Origin of the sequence: Streptomyces sp. CA-251247, assembly GCF_050952975.1 — a bacterium.
Lineage (GTDB): Bacteria > Actinomycetota > Actinomycetes > Streptomycetales > Streptomycetaceae > Streptomyces > Streptomyces achmelvichensis.
This window is the reverse complement of the sequence record NZ_CP191861.1, coordinates 4,938,561-4,954,514: the sequence shown is the minus strand read 5'-3', so window position 1 is coordinate 4,954,514 and position 15,954 is coordinate 4,938,561. Positions and strand designations below refer to the sequence as shown.

The window sequence follows — 15,954 nt, the reverse complement described above, 5'->3', positions numbered from 1 at the left end:
TCGAGATCAGTTGGGATCCGTGGGGGCCCCGGGGGTGCATGGGGCGGTGACAGCGCAGGTTCGACCACGCACCCGGGGGAAAGGTTGTGCGATCACCGCAGGCGGCAGAGCGTGACGCGTGTCACAGTCAACACCCCGGCCGGGGTGACGGTTTCAGGACAGCCGACCCGGCGGCACGCGCGGGACCCGACACCCCTCCGCGGCTCTGTGACGACGGCATGTGACGGGCACCACATAAATATTCTGTGAGTTCGCGTGCAACCTTTTCAGCCACTCGCCGGTCATCTATGCGTATCAACGGCCTCACCCGTGCACCCCCACCCCGGAAGGCCCTCCAGACTCAGTGCCGCTGTGATGCGGTACCCGGACTTCACTGAGGTCTTCATGAAGCTTCGCCGCGCTATGGCCGTCGCCGCCGCGACCGCAGTCATAGCCCCCGCCGCGTTCCTGTCGGCTCCGGCCGCGTTCGCGACGGGCTCGCCGACGACCACCGAGTCCACGACTCCGGAGGCCGGCGAGAGCACCACCCCGTCCGGTTCGCCCTCGGCGACCGAGACGGCCCCAGGGACGGCCCCCGAGCCGGGCACGAGCACCAGCGCCTCGCCCAGCGATTCCGCCCCCTCGCCGAGCGCACCGCTCAACACCCCCAGCTCCCCCGCCGCGACGCCCAGCGCGACGGAGACGGAGCCGGAGGAGGAGCTGCCCGGTGAGTGCGAGGACGCCAAGATCGACGTGTCGATCACGGGGCTTCCCGGCAAGATCGCCGCGGGCAGCGGCTGGCACAAGTTCAGCCTGAACATCTACAACTCGTCGGACAGCACGCTGACCGACCTCGTCTACTTCGCCGGCGCCTCCGCCGACGAGTTGGGCGAGGAGCTGTTCACGCGCAAGCAGGTCCGTCTCCAGGCCTTCGACCCCGACACCAAGTCGTGGTACGACCTGCGCGGCCCGGACGGCGAGGCCGTCGGCTTCGTCGGCTGGTCGGAGACGCTGGAGCCCGAGTTCGAGGTCGACATCCCGCTGCGGATCAACGTCAAGGCCGGCGCCCCGGTGGGTGCGGGCTTCTCGCTCGGCGCGAGCATCTACAGCGACGAGGACGCCGAGTGCATCGGCAGCGGTGACGTCGCGTACAAGTTCCAGATCGTGAAGGCCGGTACGGACACCGGCGGCACGAAGCCGCAGGAGGGTGGCAAGGTTCCGGTCGCCGCCGAGAAGCCGGACACGGGCACCAACACGGGCGCCCAGGTCACCGGCAGCCTCGCCGAGACCGGCTCCGGTTCCGTCCTGCCCGTCGTCGGGATCGTCGGCGGTGTCGCCGTTCTCGCCGGTGCCGGTGTGGTCTTCGCGATGAAGCGCCGCCGTGAGGACGCGACGGCGTAACACGAGCCACCTGCAAGACCGGAGGGGCCGCTGCACTCGGAGGGGGGTGCAGCGGCCCTTCTGTGTGCCCGGGGCGGTGTGCTTGGGGCGGGTGTCCCCCGCGTGGGGCGTCAGGCCTTCTTCGGCGGCACCTTCGGGATCTCCAACAGCGGCAGCCGCAGGGCTCCGAACGCCGCGTCCGGCACCGCCGGGGACTTCGGGGCGATCGGGAGCAGGCGTTCGTACACACCGCCCTGCGCCGGACGCGGGTCCTCCTCGCCCTTGTTGGGCCAGAACGACATCGCCCGCTCCGCCTGCGCGGTGATCGTCAGGGACGGGTTCACCCCGAGGTTCGCCGAGACCGCCGAGCCGTCGACGACCGAGATGCCCGGGTGACCGAACAGCCGGTGGTACGGGTCGATCACGCCCGACTCCGCCTCCGCGCCGATCGGGCAGCCACCCAGGAAGTGGGCGGTCAGCGGAGTGCCCATCAGTTCACCGATGTTGGAGCCGGCGAAGCCGTTGATCTCCTCGGCGAGGAGCGAGGCCGCGCGGGTCGCCTCCGGGATCTGGGTCGGGTTGGGCGCGCCGTGGCCCTGCCGGGCCGTGAGCAGGCCCTTGCCGATTCCCTTGGGCTTGCGGTACGTGGTCAGTGAGTTGTCCAGCGACTGCATGACGAGCCCGATGATCGTCCGCTCCGACCAGCGCCGGTTGGACAGCATCCGCATCGCGAGCATCGGGTGCTTGGTGATGCTCCCGAACCAGCCCGCCACGCGGCGCTTGGTGTTGTACGGGACCTGGAGGACCGTCAGCCCGCCCATCGCGTTGGAGCCCTTGCCGTACCGCACCGGCTCGATGTGGGTGTTGGCGTCGGGGTGGATCGAGGAGGTGATCGCGACGCCGCGGGTGAAGTCGACCCGCTCCCCGCCGTGCCGCTTGCGGTAGCGGCGGTTGTCGGTCTGCGCGCCCACGAGCGCCTCGGAGTTCGTACGGGTCAGCTCCCCCAGCCGCCCGGAGATCCGTGGCAGCAGGCCGCTGTCCTTCATCCGGTGCAGCAGGGTCTGGGTGCCGTAGGTGCCGGCCGCGATCACGACCCGACGGGCCGTGAAGGTGCGCCCCTTGCCCTTGCGCTTGCTGTCGCTCGGCAGCGTGCCCACCGCGAAGCCGCCCCGCGAGTCCTCGGTAACGGTGACGACCGACGTCATCGGGTGGATGACGGCACCGGCCTGCTCGGCGAGGTAGAGGTAGTTCTCGTTGAGGGTGTTCTTCGCGCCGTGGCGGCAGCCCGTCATGCACTCACCGCACTCGGTGCACGCCTTGCGGGCCGGTCCCACCCCGCCGAAGTACGGGTCGGGGACCTCGGAGCCGGGCGCGGCCGTCGCCGTACCGTCGGCGTCGTCGCCGTCGCCGAAGAAGACGCCGACCGGTGCCATGTGGAAGGTGTCGCCGATGCCCATCGCCTGGGCGGTCGCCTTGAGATGGACGTCGGAGGGGGTCATCGTCGGGTTGAGCCGGACGCCGAGCATCCGCCGCGCCTGGTCGTAGTACGGCTGGAGTTCCGCCTGCCAGTCGGTGATGTTCCCCCACTGCGCGTCCTCGAAGAAGGGCTTCGGCGGGACGTAGAGGGTGTTGGCGTAGTTCAGCGAACCGCCGCCCACCCCCGCGCCCGCCAGCACCATCACCTTGCCGAGCAGATGGATCCGCTGGATGCCGAACAGGCCGAGCGCCGGGGCCCACAGGAAGTTGCGGAGGTCCCAGGAGTTCTTCGGCAGGGTCTCCCGGGTGAAGCGGCGGCCCGCTTCGAGGACGCCGACCCGGTAGCCCTTCTCCGTCAGCCGCAGCGCCGAGACCGAACCGCCGAAGCCCGAACCGACGATCAGGACGTCGTAGTCGTAGGCGTCGTTGTCGGGGGCTTCCTGATTCCGGGCAGGGGGGACCTGGGACATGGCACTCCTCGGTACGAAACGGTGCTGACTGCTCGGTTCGGGCCGGCGCTGCGGGCCGGCGGTTCGGACTAGCGCAGGCGCAGGGCCTTCATCACCCTGAGGGAGCGGCTCATGAACGCCGCGTACTTCTCGTCGTCCATCCCGAACGACGGCGCGAGCGGGATGAGCCGCTGCTGGGCGACGGTCTGCGCCTCGGTGTACTTGAGGATTCCCTCGGAGCCGTGCCGCCTGCTCAGACCGGAGTCCTTCATGCCGCCCATCGGGGACTGCACACTGCCGTACGCCGGTGCGTAGCCCTCGTTGATGTTGACCGTGCCGGTGCGCAGCTTCGCGGCGACGGCGTGGCCGCGCCTGCCGTCACGCGTCCAGACGCTCGAATTCAGTCCGTACGGCGTGGCGTTGGCGAGTGCGACCGCCTCGTCCTCGTCCGTGAAGCGGTAGACGGAGACGACCGGGCCGAAGGTCTCCTCGGTGCACACCGCCATGGGCGACTCGACACCGTCGAGAATGGTCGGCTCGTAGAACAGCGGGCCGATGTCGGGTCGGGCGACACCGCCGGCGACGAGCGTGGCGCCCTTGGCCACCGCCTCGTCGACATGGCGGGTGACGGTCTCCAGCTGGCGTTCGCCGACGAGCGAGCCCATGTCGGCGCCGTACGCCAGTGAGCTGCCCAGACGCATCGCCTTGGTCCGGGCGGCGAACCGCTCCAGGAAGGCGTCGGCCACCGACTCGTGGACGTACAGCCGCTCGATGGAGATGCACAACTGGCCGGCCGACGAGAAGCAGGCGCGGATCGCTCCGGCGGCGGCCTTCTCGATGTCGGCGTCGTGGAGCACCAGCATGGCGTTCTTGCCGCCGAGTTCGAGGGAGACCCCGATGAGGCGGGCGGCCGCGCCCTGGGCGACCTCGCGGCCGGTACGGGTGGAGCCGGTGAAGGAGACGTAGTCGGCGTGCTGGACGACCTCCGGGCCGACGACCGGTCCCTCGCCGATGACGACCTGGAAGACCTCGGCCGGCAGTCCGGCCTCGATCAGCAGGTCACGGGCCCACAGGGCGGTCAGCGCGGTCTCGGTGTCGGGCTTCATCACGACGGCGTTGCCGGACACGAACGCGGGCAGCGCATCGCCGACGGACAGTTCGAGCGGGTAGTTCCAGGGCGCGATCTGGCCCACGACACCGCGCGGCTGGCGCAGTTCGGTGGCCTTGGTGAGGACGGGGACCACACCGGTGTGGCGCTTCGGCTTCAGGTACGCGGCGGCCCTGCGACCGTAGTGGCGGGCTGCCACGGCGACGGCCTGGACCTCTTCGTGCGCATGGAGCCGGGCCTTGCCGGTCTCCAGCTGGATGAGGTCGAGGACTTCGGCCTGCCGCTCCAGGACCAGGTCGTGGAAGCGCAGCAGCACGGCGGCGCGGGTGCGGACGGGGGTCGCGGCCCAGACGGGCTGGGCGACACGGGCCCGCGCGAAGGCCTCGGCCACGTCCTCGGGAGTGGACTCGGGCAGGTCCGCCAGCTTCTGTCCGGTGAAGGGCGTGTGGTTGGCGGTGCGGCCGGAGCCGACGACGCCACGGGTGAGCTGCGCGACCACCTCGGGAGTGACCACGTCGGCGGCGGTGCGCGCGTTCGCCGGCGCGGCCGCGGTCGGGTTGGTGCCGAGGGCGGCGGCGGGGGCCTTCGAGTCCGTCATGGGGGCGAGAGTATGCCGCAATCAGAGCTTTGGGTACCCGTCGGTAACAGCTTTTCCACACCCCCACAACATCGCGCCAGCGATCGCTGGCACATAAGGCCTGATCAGGGACTGGTCTCGGCTTTGCCGAGCTTCAGGCGGTCCCGGACACCGCGGAAGAGATCCTGCCCCTCGGCCTCCTCCTTGCCGCCCTTCGGCATCTCGACGAGCACCGAGTAGCGCTCCTGGGCGGCTGTGACCACGTAGAACGCCAGCCGGTGGACGGGCCGGGCGGTGTCGCCCTCCTGCGCGTAGTACGTCACGTCCAGCACGGCCGCGTCGGTGCCGTGGTGATTGGCGGGGACGACGGTGCCGCGCGCCTGGGACGCCGTGAACTGTCCGCCCTGTTCACCACCGTCCATCAGCCGCCGCAGATCGCGCTGCGCCCACTCGACCGGGCCGGACGGGTCCTTGTCGGCGCGCGCGAGCCGTAACCGGACCGGGTTGCCGCGCTCGGCGAAGGTGATCTCCCGGTCGGCCTCGAGTGACGCCTCGGAGGTGACGGCCTCACGCCGGTACGACTGGGGGACGGAGATCTCCGCGTCGAGCCGTGATTCGAAGTGGGGGCGCCACCGCCAGGCGTCCGGGGTCGCCATCTGTGGCTGCGAGGAGGATCCGGAGGTGCTGCCGTTCCCGTGTGCGCCCGAGGATGTGCCGGAGTCTTCCGTGCCGCCGGACGCGACGGCGGCGACGCCCCAGACGGCCGCTCCGATGACGACCGTGGCCGCCGCGGCCAGGGCGACGGCCCGGCGGGGGCGACGGAGACGGAAGGGCGCGGCCGTGGAGGTGGGCCGGGGGTCCGATCCGGAGTCGGATGACCCGACGTCGGGTGACCCGGAGTCCTGCGTCCGCACGTCCTGCGGCCCGGGCTCCCGCGATCCGGCTGCGTGCGACCGGGGCGCGGGATCGGCGGCGTCCGCAACAGGCTCGGGACGCGGCTCAGGCTCGTGCCGGGCAAGAGATTCCGGTTCCGGCGCATCGCCCGCCGCGCCCGGGAGCGGGGAGACGCGCCCTGCCGCCACCGCCTCCAGTTCCCGCTCCACCTCCGGCGCGGACGGCCGGTGCGAGGGCTCCTTCGCCAGCAGCCGCACGATCAGCTCGCCCAACGGCCCCGCCTGTACCGGCTCGGGCGCCTCCGCCTGGAGGATCGCCGCCAGGGTGGACTCCAGCGTCGTACGCCGGAACGGGGACCAGCCCTCCACCGCCGCGTACAGCAGCACGCCCAGCGACCACAGGTCCGACTCGGGCCCGGCCGGGACACCCTGCATCCGCTCCGGCGCGATCGATTCGAGCGAGCCGACGAACTCACCGCTGACCGTCAGCGGCTCCTCACCCTGGACGCGCGCGATGCCGAAGTCCGTGAGCACTACCCGACCGTGCGGTCCGAGCAGGACGTTCGCGGGCTTCACATCGCGGTGGACGATCCCCTTCGCGTGCGCGGCGGCGAGCGCGCCCAGGACGGCGAGACCGATCCGGGCGGTCTCCTCCGGTGGCAGCGCTCCCCGCTTGAGCAGGGCGTGGAGGGATTCGCCGCGGACCAACTCCATGACGATCCAGGGGAGTCCGCCGTCCGTGACGACGTCGTGCACGGATACGGCCGACGGGTGTTCCACCTGCGCGGCCGCCCGCGCCTCGCGCTGAAGCCGTCGGCAGAGCCGCTGGTGGACGGGGTCGGAGGGGTCACCGGGCAGCCGCGGCTCCTTCACCGCGCAGTCCCGGCCGACGACTTCGTCCCGGGCCAGCCAGACGGTGCCCATGCCGCCGGAGCCGATGCGTTCGACGAGCCGGTAGCGTCCGCCGATCAGGCGGCCGTCGCCCGCGGCGCTCACAGGCCCTGGATCCTCGGATGTCCGGCGACCCGGTCGAAGAGCCTGTCGCCCTCCCGGGCCGCCCGGCCCTCCGCCGGGCCGGAGATCCGCAGCCACCAGGCACGCCGCGGCCCGAAGCCGTCGCTGGTCCGCTCGTTCGACCGTCCCCCGTTGTTGGTCATGCACACATCCTGACCAACCCCGGTGGTGGACGCCACAGGCGCACGGGAGCGGATGCAGACCCGTGACAGTGACCGCTCTGCCTCGCCGCACCCGGCCGAACGAGGGGCGGTCGGCAGGGCGGTGCGGTCAGCCGGGCGGGTGCGGTCAGCCGGGCAGAGCAGTCGCCGAGCGGTACGGTCAGCCGAGCGGGTGCGGTCGGCCGCGCGGTGCGGTCAGCCGAGCGGTTGCGGTCGGCCGAGCGATACGGTCAGCCGGGCGGCGTGAAGGAGTCGAGCGCGGTGTCGAAGTGCCGGCGCGCCTCGTCCAGCCGGCCCACGGGCGCGGAGACCCACACGTCGTACATCCTGCCGTTCTCCTCCCAGCAGACGTCGATCGTGTGCCGGGCGCCCTCGGCCTGCGAGAAGCCCTTCCAGGTGAACTCCCAGAGCGCGGCGGTCAGTCCGTTGTGGGTGGTCGGGGTGACCTTGCCGTCGCGGTAGCCGGGGTTGGTGTGCGGCCCGTCCGCGTCCGAGCGGCGCATCGATCCGAGCGGGCCGTCCGGGACCGGCCGCTGTGCGCGGATGCCGATCCTGACGGCCTGGTCCGCGTCCATGTAGTACACGCGCTTGTCGTCCTCGGAACGCGAGAAGCCCTCGGGCACGGCGAGCGCGAACCCGTCCGGGTCCACGACCGCGAGGTAACCCGCGGGCGCCGGAGGCTTCTTGGCGGCCGGGGCCGGGGAGCTCGTCACCGTCACGGTGGGCGCGGGGTCCGCGACGGGAGACTTCGCGGTGCGCACCGGTGGCGTGCTGTCCGTCGTTACTGAGGGCCCGGGAGCGGCCGTGCCCGTGCCGTCGTCCTGCATCAGCACCGCCGTCGCCCCGCCCGCCCCGGCGAGTGCGGCGACCAGAGCGGCGGCGGCCAGCAGCGGCGCGCGGCGACGGGCGGGGCCCACGGGCGCCGGAGCGGGCGCAGGTGCCGTTGCCCGTGCGGGCGCGGGTGCCGACCTGACCGAGTCCGTCGGGGTGGGCGCCTCGGACGCGGGCGCGGGCCGGACGACATGGCTGGTCGGGGCGCTGTGGACGTCGCGGGACGGCAGACTGCCCGTCGCGACGTACGTACGCAGCAGCTTCTCCGCCTCCGCCGCGTCGAGCCGCAGCGCCGGATCGCGCTCCAACAGTCCGAGAACGAGCGGACGCAGCGGCTCGGCCTGGGTGGGCAGGGTGATCTCGGCCTCGACGACCGCGTGCAGAATGCCGCCCAACGAGTCCCGGCGGAAGGGTGATTCACCGCAGAGCGCGGCACACAGCAGCACCCCGAGCGACCACAGGTCCGACGCGGGACCGGCGGTGACGCCCTGCATCCGCTCGGGTGCGGTGTACTCGGGCGATCCGACGAACGACCCCACCTCGGTGATCGTCGTGGAGCCGGTGAGCTGGGCGATGCCGAAGTCCGTGAGGACCACCCGCCCGGTCGCCTCTTCGAGCAGGACGTTCGCGGGTTTCAGATCCCGGTGCAGCACGCCCAGTTCGTGCGCGGCGCGCAGTGCCCCGAGCAGCGCCAGCCCGATGCGGGCGGCCTCGGCGACACCGACCGGGCCGCGGCGCGCGATCCGTTCGGCGAGCGAACCGCCGTCGACCAGCTCCATGACGATGTACGGAAGCCCGTCGTCGACGACCACGTCGTGCACGACGACGACATGTGGGTGCTTGACCCGTGCGACGGCCCGCGCCTCGCGCAGCGGCGCCGCCGTGGATGTGTACGGCGAGGCGCCGCGGCCCCCGGGAGAGTCCTCCGGATGGAGCTCCTTCACCGCGACCCGGCGGCCGAGCAGCTCGTCGTCCGCGCACCACACGGTGCCCATGCCCCCGCGGCCCAGCTGGCCCAGGAGCCGGTAGCGGGCCGCGATCAGCCGTGTCTCCTTCTCGGACACCCGCATCCCCCTCGTTCGGCGTCGTCGGTCATGCCGGAGGCCGCCAGCCGCGCAGCATGATGTCGAACTGCTCGCGGGTGGTCGCCCAGTCCTTGGCCGGCCCCGACATGTAGAGCGCGTACTCGCTGCCGTCGTCCTCGTAGTAGATCTGGTCGATGGCCCGCCGATCACCCGGGTGGCTCTTCCGCTCGGTCCAGGTGAACTCCCACAGCGCGGAGTTGGTGTGGTCCCGGAACGTGTTCGGCGCGAGCTTGACCCGCTTGTACGCGGGCAGCTTCGCCAGCGTCTTCTCCAGGCTCAGCATGTGCATGTACGGGTTCTCGAAGTCCGGCGAGTCGTCGCTGCTGATCCGGATGCGGTGTCTGCCGTTGTCCGGCGTGTAGTCGATCTGGTCGCCGTCCGCCTGGCGCTTCCAGCCCTTCGGCACGAGCAGGCTGAAGCCCTCCGGGTCGTCGACGCGGTGCCAGCCGGGCGGCACGGACGCGGAGGTGTCGGGAGTCGTCTGCTTTCCCGTACCGCCCCCGCCGTCGTCCCCCGCGTACTTCATGGCCGCGAGCCCCGCGCCGACGCCGACGACGGCCGACAGCACGACCACGATCACCGCCCGACGCAGCCGGCCCGCGCGGCGCTTCGGGGCGGGCGGCGGGGCGGGCGAGGAAGACGGCGCCAGAACGGGATTCGGCCGGTACGGCGTCGGGGCCGGGGAGTTGACGGGACCCCCGGGCCTCTGGCCGTGGCGCCGATCGTGGCCGGGTCCGGGTCCGTGTTCGTGACGCTGTTCGCTGCGCGTCACCCGCTGCGTGGGGACCCGGGGCGGAGACATGGTCCGCGTCGGGTCCGCCAGGGCGTCCTGGAGCATCCGCTCGGCCTCGGCGGCCGAGGGGCGGTCCGCGGGGTTCTTGCGCAGCAGCGACATGATCACGGGGGTCAGCAGGCCCGCGTGCTCGGGGTGGCGCGGCTCGTCGCCGACGACCGCCTGCATGGTCGACAGCGGCGTCGAACGCCGGAACGGCGACTCGCCCTCCACCGCTGTGTAGAGCGTGGCACCCAGCGACCAGAGGTCGGAGGCGGGGCCGGGATCGGCGCCGCGCACCCGCTCGGGGGCCAGGTAGTCGATGGAGCCGACGATCTCGCCGGTCCTGGTGATCGTCGAGTCGCCCTCGATCGCGGCGATCCCGAAGTCGGTGATCAGCGCCCGTCCCCCGGTACGGTCCTCGCCGTGCGCGGTGCCCTGCCGGTCGAGCAGGATGTTCGCGGGCTTGATGTCACGGTGGAGCACCCCGACCGCGTGCGCGGCGCCGAGCGCGCGCAGCACGTGAAGCCCGACACGGGCGGCCTCCAGCGACGGGATGCGCCCGGTCTCCTTGGCCGCGTCGGCGAGCGACGGCCCGTCGACGTACTGCATGACGATCCAGGGGCGCGCATCGTGGTCGAGCACGTCGTGGACGGTGACCACGCCGGGATGGCTGATCCGGGCGGCGGCTCGCGCCTCCTTCTGCGTACGCGCGTGCAGCACGATCCGGTCGGCCTCGGAGGCATAGCGGCCCGCCGTCAGCTCCTTGACCGCGACGACCCGGTGCAGCACCTCGTCGTGTGCGCGCCAGACCTTGCCCATGCCACCGCTGCCGATGCACTCGCCCAGCCGGTAACGCCCGGCCAGCAGCAGTCCCGCGCCCGTCTCTTGAGAATTCTCCACGTCCCCCGCCCCGTTCCTTGGGATCACAGGTTACGGAAGGGAATTACGGGTGCGGTACCTCGGATGCCTCAAGTGACCGCACTGTGATGCCCGTCGGCACCGTCCCGCGGTCCGCGCCGGGCGTCAGCCGGTTGCCCGGTAGGCCTCGACGGCCTGGCTGTAGGCCTCCGTCACCTTGTCGCGCTGGTCCTCCGGACCGATCACCTGCACCACGTGGTACCGGCCGCCGACGATCATGGCGAGGTTGCGTACGTAGACCTCACGGCCGCTGCTGTCCTGCCAGGTGAACTGCCCCTCGGCCATGGCCTGTCGGCCGACGTCGATCCGGCGGAGGCCGGTTGACGCCGCCCAGGAGGAGTCGCGGAACGGCTGGAGTTCGCGCTCCTTGTCCCGCTGGTAGACGAGCGGGTCGTCGCCGTTCGCCTGGACGCTGTCCCGGCCGGGCACCACGATCAGCGTGAAGTCGCCGTCGCTGTAACGGACCTGGCCGCTGTCGTTGATGGGCCTGCGCTGCCACGACGTGGGGACGGCGACCCGGAAGCCCTCGGGATCGCTGCGCAGCGCATAGCCGGCCGGAAGGTTCCCCGCGGGCGCGGACGTCTGGGGCTGCTGCGAGCCGGGGGTGCCGGAAGCCTTCGGCGGCGGAGGCGTACCGGCTTCGGTACGGCCCGGACCGGGTGCGGAGGCCGTGGGCGCCGGGCTCTGCGTGCCCTGGGCGCCCTCCTGCTGCGTGCCGGACCTGGGCATGAACACCATGGCGTACGCGATCGCCGCGACCAGCAGCAGAAGGATCAGGAGCAGCAGGAGGCGCCCGAGGGAGCGCGGGCCACGGCGTTCCCGCCGCGACTTCTTGTGACGGTGGCGGCCGTGGACGACCTCGGTGGAACCGGTCCGGCGCTTGCGCACCAGCTCGCCCCGGCGGCGTACGACGGGCAGTCGGCTGCCGTCCACGACACTCGACGGGACCGCCACGACGTCCATCCCGGCCTCGGGCTCGGGCGCGGAGCGCACCAGGGACCGCAGCCAGCCGCGCAGTTCCTCGAAGTCGGGGCGCTCCGTGGGGTCCTGACGTAGCAGCGACTCGACGACGGGGCGCAGCGGACCGCACTCCTCGGCGAACGCGGGCGGCTCGGCGCACACGAGCTGCACCAGCTCGTAGGCGCTCTCCTCCGGGTAGGGCGCATGGCCCTGGACGGAGCGGTAGAGCAGGGCGCCGAGCGCCCAGAGGTCGGTGGCGGGGCCGACGGGGGCGGCCAGCTGCCAGTTCTCGTGGACGGGACCGGCCTGCTCGGGCGCCCAGCGCTCGGTCACCGCTCCGACGACGGCGATCCGCGCCTGCCGGGCGCGCTCGGCGGCGAGCGGTGTGGACGGCCCCTGATACGCGGGGGATTCGGCGCCGGGCACGACCTCGTCCCAGCCGCCGGCGCTGTGGGCCACAGGGAGGGGCCGGCGCTGCGAGTCGGCGCGCAGGGCCTCGCGTCCGGCGCCGCCGCGGTCCCAGCTCCCGGTGGGCGGGGCCGGAACCGGCGTCGGGGATCCGCCGGGGCGGGCGTGGGGCAGGGCGGGGCGGTACGGGTCCGGGGTGCCGGAACGGGGAGCGGGCAGCGCGGGACGGTCACGGTAGGGGTCGCCTGAGCCGCCGCGCCCGGTGCCGCGCCCTGAGCCCGGATCAGGGCGGTGGGAACCTCCGGGGAGGGCCTGGCGCACACCGTACGGGTCGACGCCGTACGGGTCGTTGTCGCTCTGGGGGTGACGGGCCGGTCCGCCACCGCCCGCGGACAGGGGCGCGGGGCCGTCCTGCCCCGGAAGGGGACCGTCGTGCCAGGTTCCGGCGAGACGGGGGCGGCCGGGTCCGCCGGCGCCGTAGTCGTCGTCGAACTCGTCGTCGTCCGCCTCGTCGTCGGCGTCGTCCGCGTGGCCGGTGTGGTACTCGGCCGGTGCGACGACCCGCTCGCCGGGCTTGGCGGCCCACCAGTCCGGGTCGTTGCCCGTCTGTACGGGGCGGTCGCCCTGGCGCAGGTCCTCGCTGACCCGGGCGGCGGCGCGGGCGCCCGCGCGGTACGCGGCGATCGCACCCGCCCGGGCGGCCCTGATGTCGGGAACACCGGTGCCGGAGCCGGTGCCGGTGGGACCGGGAGCAGCGGGGCCCGGAGCGGTGGGGCCGGGGCCGACTCCTGTGCCGGTGCCGGGGCCGGCGCCCTGCGCGGGCGGACGGTAGGGGTAGAGATCGGGGGACAGATAGGGGTCGGGCGTGGCGTAGGGGTCGGCCGAGTGCGGGGACTCCAGCGCGGCCCGCTCCGGCGAGCCCTCGCCGGCTTCGCAGTAGGAGTAGTCCTCGTCACCGGGGCCCTCGCCGTGAGGGTGGTCGTCGTGTCCCTCGTGCCCGTCGTGGCCGAACTCCCCGTCGGCCGGCTCCCCGTCGTGGAGATCCTGGTCGTCGAAGTCGCCGTCGTCATCGCCGTCGTCATGATCGTGATCGGGGTCGGGGTCGACCGGCGCGGGCACCGGCGCGTATCCGCACAGTGCCTCCTCCGCGGCCCCGGAGGCGAGCCCCGTCAGGACGACCCGTCCGTCGTCACAGACCAGGACCGTACGGGCGGTGATGTTCCGGTGGGTCCAGCCGTGCGCGTGCAGGACGCGCAGGGCGGTCAGCACGTCGGAGGCGACTTCGGCCGCACGGTAGGGCGTGAGGGGCTTCTCGGCGAGCAGCGCGGCCAGGGGGCGGGCGGCGACCCGTTCGCTGACTATCCACAGCGAACCGTCCTCGGCGAAGACGTCGAAGACCTGGTCCAGCCGCGGGTGGTCGGGAATCTGGGCGGCCGCCTGCGCGGCGTCCATGGCCCGGCGCACGGCCGGGTCCGCGGGCCGCCGGGTCGAACGCCCCTGGGCCCTCCCCGGCACCGCACTCCCGGCCAGGCCCTCCATGTCGACGAACTCGGCCTCGACGATCTCGGGCAACGGCACCTGCCGTACCAGGACTTCCTGTCCGCTGTAGGTGTCGAACGCGCGGGTCTCGGCCAGTTCGTACGCGTCGGACGGAGGCAGGGGAAGCCGATAGCGGTCGGCGAGTACCCGTCCCGCGTAGTCGTCCACGACGCCTCCCCACAAGCGCGCTGTCCGCCGACCGGTCCCGGAGGCCGCAGCAAAACGTCAAAGCACGTCAATTCCGGTCGTCCAGCGGCCCCTTGCGGCTGCGTACCGTCCGCGAGCTCTCACGATACGTGTCCTTGGTCAGTCCTTGGGCTTGAATGTGGCGAACGCCGTCTTGCGCAGCGTGACGCACTCGGCCTTGTCCCACTCACTGGCCTTGCAGCTGATCATGATCGAGTAACCGCGGTCGGCGTCCACCTTGAAGCCCCTGTTGAGAACGCGTACCCGCATTCCGCCCTGAGTGCGCTCGAACTCCCAGTCGGCTGCCGTCGGATAGCCGTTGTACTCGACCGGCTTGATGCCCCGGTGCTGGTAACCGTCGCTGCTGAGGCTCACCGCCACCTGGGCGGCCCGCCAGGCAGCGGCGGCGTCGTCCTTGGGGTTCGCGCCGAAGTCGACCTGGATGCGCGGGAACGCGCCGCTCGTCCGGTTGTATATCGCGCCGGAGTTGGTACCCGCTATGTCGGTGACCTTGAAGCCCTTGGGCATCGCCATGGTGAAGTGGAACTGGTCGTTCGACACCATCGCGTACCCCGCCGGCAGTCCGCCGCCGGCCGGGTCGCCGGCCCCGGGCTTCTCGGGCGTCTGCTCGTCGTCGGAGCCGCCGTCGTCGCCCTTGCCGGAGTCCTTCCCCGAGTCCTCTTCGTCGCCGTTCTTGCCCTTGTCGTCCCCGGTGTCCGTGCCGGTGTCGGTGCCCGTCCCGGCGGCAGCAGCCCCGGGCGTGGCCGACGGGTCGTTCTTGACCTTGCCCTCATTGCCCTGGTCGCCGTTGCCCAGGGTCAGGTACAGCACCGTGGCCAGGATCGCGAGCACGACGACCACCGCGCCGATCACCAGCGTCCGGCGGGGCACCACATCGGTGAGCGGCGCCCGCGGCGGCGTGGGCCGGGGGGACGGCGTCTGCTGCGAGGCCGGCTGCTTCGGCCGGGCTTGCGGTGTGGCCGCCGCTGCGGCGTTCCGCACGGACCTGAGCGCGCCACGCACCCGGTCGGCCGCCGGGTCCTTCGGCTTCGCCGTGGGCGTCGGGGGCACGGGCGGCAACGCCAGTGCGCGGGTGGCGTCCTGGGGCGGCTCGGGCACCACCAGTGCCTCGGGGACCTCCGGTGCGTTCAGCACCTTGGTCAGCAGCGCACGCGCACCGGCGTCGTCCAGCCGCTGCGCCGGATCCTTGGCGAGCAGGCCGTAGATGACCTCCTCCAGCGGGCCCGCGTTCTTCGGCGGGTCGAGCGGCTCGGTCATCACCGCGGTGAGAGTCGCGATCGCGGAGCCCTTGTCGTACGGCGGGCTGCCTTCGACGCTCGCGTACAGCAGACCGCCCAGCGACCACAGGTCGGCGGCGGGCCCGGGCTTGTGGCCACGGGCGCGCTCCGGCGAGATGTACGAGGGGGCGCCGACGAGCATGCCGGTGGAGGTGATCGAGGGGTCGCCCTCGACCTGCGCGATACCGAAGTCGGTGAGGACGACGCGCCCGTCCTCGGAGATCAGCACGTTGGACGGCTTCACATCGCGGTGCAGGATGCCCTCGCGGTGCGCGGAACGCAGGACGTCCAGGATGGCCAGCCCGACCTCGGCCGCCCGGCGTGGCGTCAGGGTGCCGTCCTCACGCACCGCTTCGGCGAGGGACTTGCCCTCCACGAGCTCCATCACGATCCACGGACGGTCGTCCTCGTCGACGACGTCGTAGACGGTCACGGCGCTGTTGTTGCGGATACGGGCGATGGCCTTGGCCTCGCGCAGCGTCCGGGTGATGAGGCGGCGCTTCTCCTCGTCGTCGATGCTGGTCGGGAAGCGCAGTTCCTTCACGGCGACAGTACGGCCGAGGGTCTCGTCGACAGCCCGCCAGACCGTGCCCATGCCGCCACGGCCGAGCACACCGCCGAGCCGGTAACGCCCGGCCAGCAGACGCCCTTCGGAGTCCCGCCCGGCCCCCTGGCGGGGCACCTTGGCCTCGGCGGGGCTCTCGGAGGCGGGGGACACGGGCTTCGCTTCGGCCCGGGCAGCGGAGGGGACATCGGCCTTGGCCGCGCCGGAGTTGGCCGGGGCCTTCGCCTCGCGCCGCACATCGGCGGCGGCCTCGGTCTTGGCCCATGACGGCACGGTCTCCCGGGCCTTGGCCCGCGAGGGAGCCGCGTCCTGAGCAGCGGCAGCGGCAGCCGCCCCGCTCACGGCCTCGTCC

General features: G+C 72.6%; 9 protein-coding genes. 1 reads left to right on the top strand and 8 read right to left on the bottom strand.

The annotated features are described in order from the left end of the window. Positions 1-384 precede the first annotated feature (384 nt). The gene (locus ACQPWZ_RS22000; protein ID WP_340474836.1) at positions 385-1,380 is read left to right on the top strand and encodes an LPXTG cell wall anchor domain-containing protein; all 996 of its coding nucleotides are present in this window, start codon (positions 385-387) and stop codon (positions 1,378-1,380) included. Between the two features lie 110 nt (positions 1,381-1,490). Here the strand turns inward: ACQPWZ_RS22000 and ACQPWZ_RS21995 are convergent, their stop codons facing one another. The 8 genes from ACQPWZ_RS21995 to ACQPWZ_RS21960 form a co-directional block, all read right to left on the bottom strand. Further along, on the bottom strand, positions 1,491-3,305 hold the full coding sequence (locus ACQPWZ_RS21995) for a GMC family oxidoreductase N-terminal domain-containing protein (protein ID WP_433572191.1): 1,815 nt from the start codon (positions 3,303-3,305) through the stop codon (positions 1,491-1,493). 68 nt (positions 3,306-3,373) lie between these two features. After that, positions 3,374-4,990 carry a succinic semialdehyde dehydrogenase gene (locus ACQPWZ_RS21990; RefSeq protein WP_433572190.1) on the bottom strand — a complete coding sequence of 539 codons (1,617 nt, stop codon included), beginning with the start codon at positions 4,988-4,990 and terminating at the stop codon, positions 3,374-3,376. A gap of 104 nt (positions 4,991-5,094) precedes the next feature. After that, complete coding sequence (locus tag ACQPWZ_RS21985) at positions 5,095-6,858, bottom strand: protein kinase domain-containing protein (protein ID WP_433572189.1); 1,764 nt, start codon at positions 6,856-6,858, stop codon at positions 5,095-5,097. Next, complete coding sequence (locus tag ACQPWZ_RS21980; RefSeq protein WP_433572188.1) at positions 6,855-7,019, bottom strand: hypothetical protein; 165 nt, start codon at positions 7,017-7,019, stop codon at positions 6,855-6,857. Before ACQPWZ_RS21980 ends, ACQPWZ_RS21985 begins: the two co-directional genes overlap by 4 nt. A gap of 248 nt (positions 7,020-7,267) precedes the next feature. Further along, positions 7,268-8,938: a serine/threonine-protein kinase gene (locus ACQPWZ_RS21975; protein WP_433572187.1), complete on the bottom strand. Its 1,671-nt coding sequence runs from the start codon at positions 8,936-8,938 to the stop codon at positions 7,268-7,270. 22 nt (positions 8,939-8,960) lie between these two features. After that, positions 8,961-10,628 (bottom strand): serine/threonine-protein kinase, encoded by a 1,668-nt coding sequence (locus ACQPWZ_RS21970; RefSeq protein WP_433572186.1) that lies wholly within the window; start codon positions 10,626-10,628, stop codon positions 8,961-8,963. Positions 10,629-10,751: 123 nt separating this feature from the next. Further along, complete coding sequence (locus ACQPWZ_RS21965) at positions 10,752-13,721, bottom strand: protein kinase (protein WP_433572185.1); 2,970 nt, start codon at positions 13,719-13,721, stop codon at positions 10,752-10,754. Between the two features lie 138 nt (positions 13,722-13,859). Beyond that, positions 13,860-15,755: a serine/threonine-protein kinase gene (locus tag ACQPWZ_RS21960; RefSeq protein WP_433573849.1), complete on the bottom strand. Its 1,896-nt coding sequence runs from the start codon at positions 15,753-15,755 to the stop codon at positions 13,860-13,862. Positions 15,756-15,954: the final 199 nt, after the last annotated feature.

Bases quoted from the DNA above. Each gene is read 5' to 3' on its own strand.
- ACQPWZ_RS22000 (WP_340474836.1), top strand. From the start codon at position 385: ATGAAGCTTCGCCGCGCTATGGCCGTCGCCGCCGCGACCGCAGTCATA.
- ACQPWZ_RS21995 (WP_433572191.1), bottom strand. From the start codon at position 3,305: ATGTCCCAGGTCCCCCCTGCCCGGAATCAGGAAGCCCCCGACAACGAC.
- ACQPWZ_RS21990 (WP_433572190.1), bottom strand. From the start codon at position 4,990: ATGACGGACTCGAAGGCCCCCGCCGCCGCCCTCGGCACCAACCCGACC.
- ACQPWZ_RS21980 (WP_433572188.1), bottom strand. From the start codon at position 7,019: ATGACCAACAACGGGGGACGGTCGAACGAGCGGACCAGCGACGGCTTC.
- ACQPWZ_RS21975 (WP_433572187.1), bottom strand. From the start codon at position 8,938: ATGCGGGTGTCCGAGAAGGAGACACGGCTGATCGCGGCCCGCTACCGG.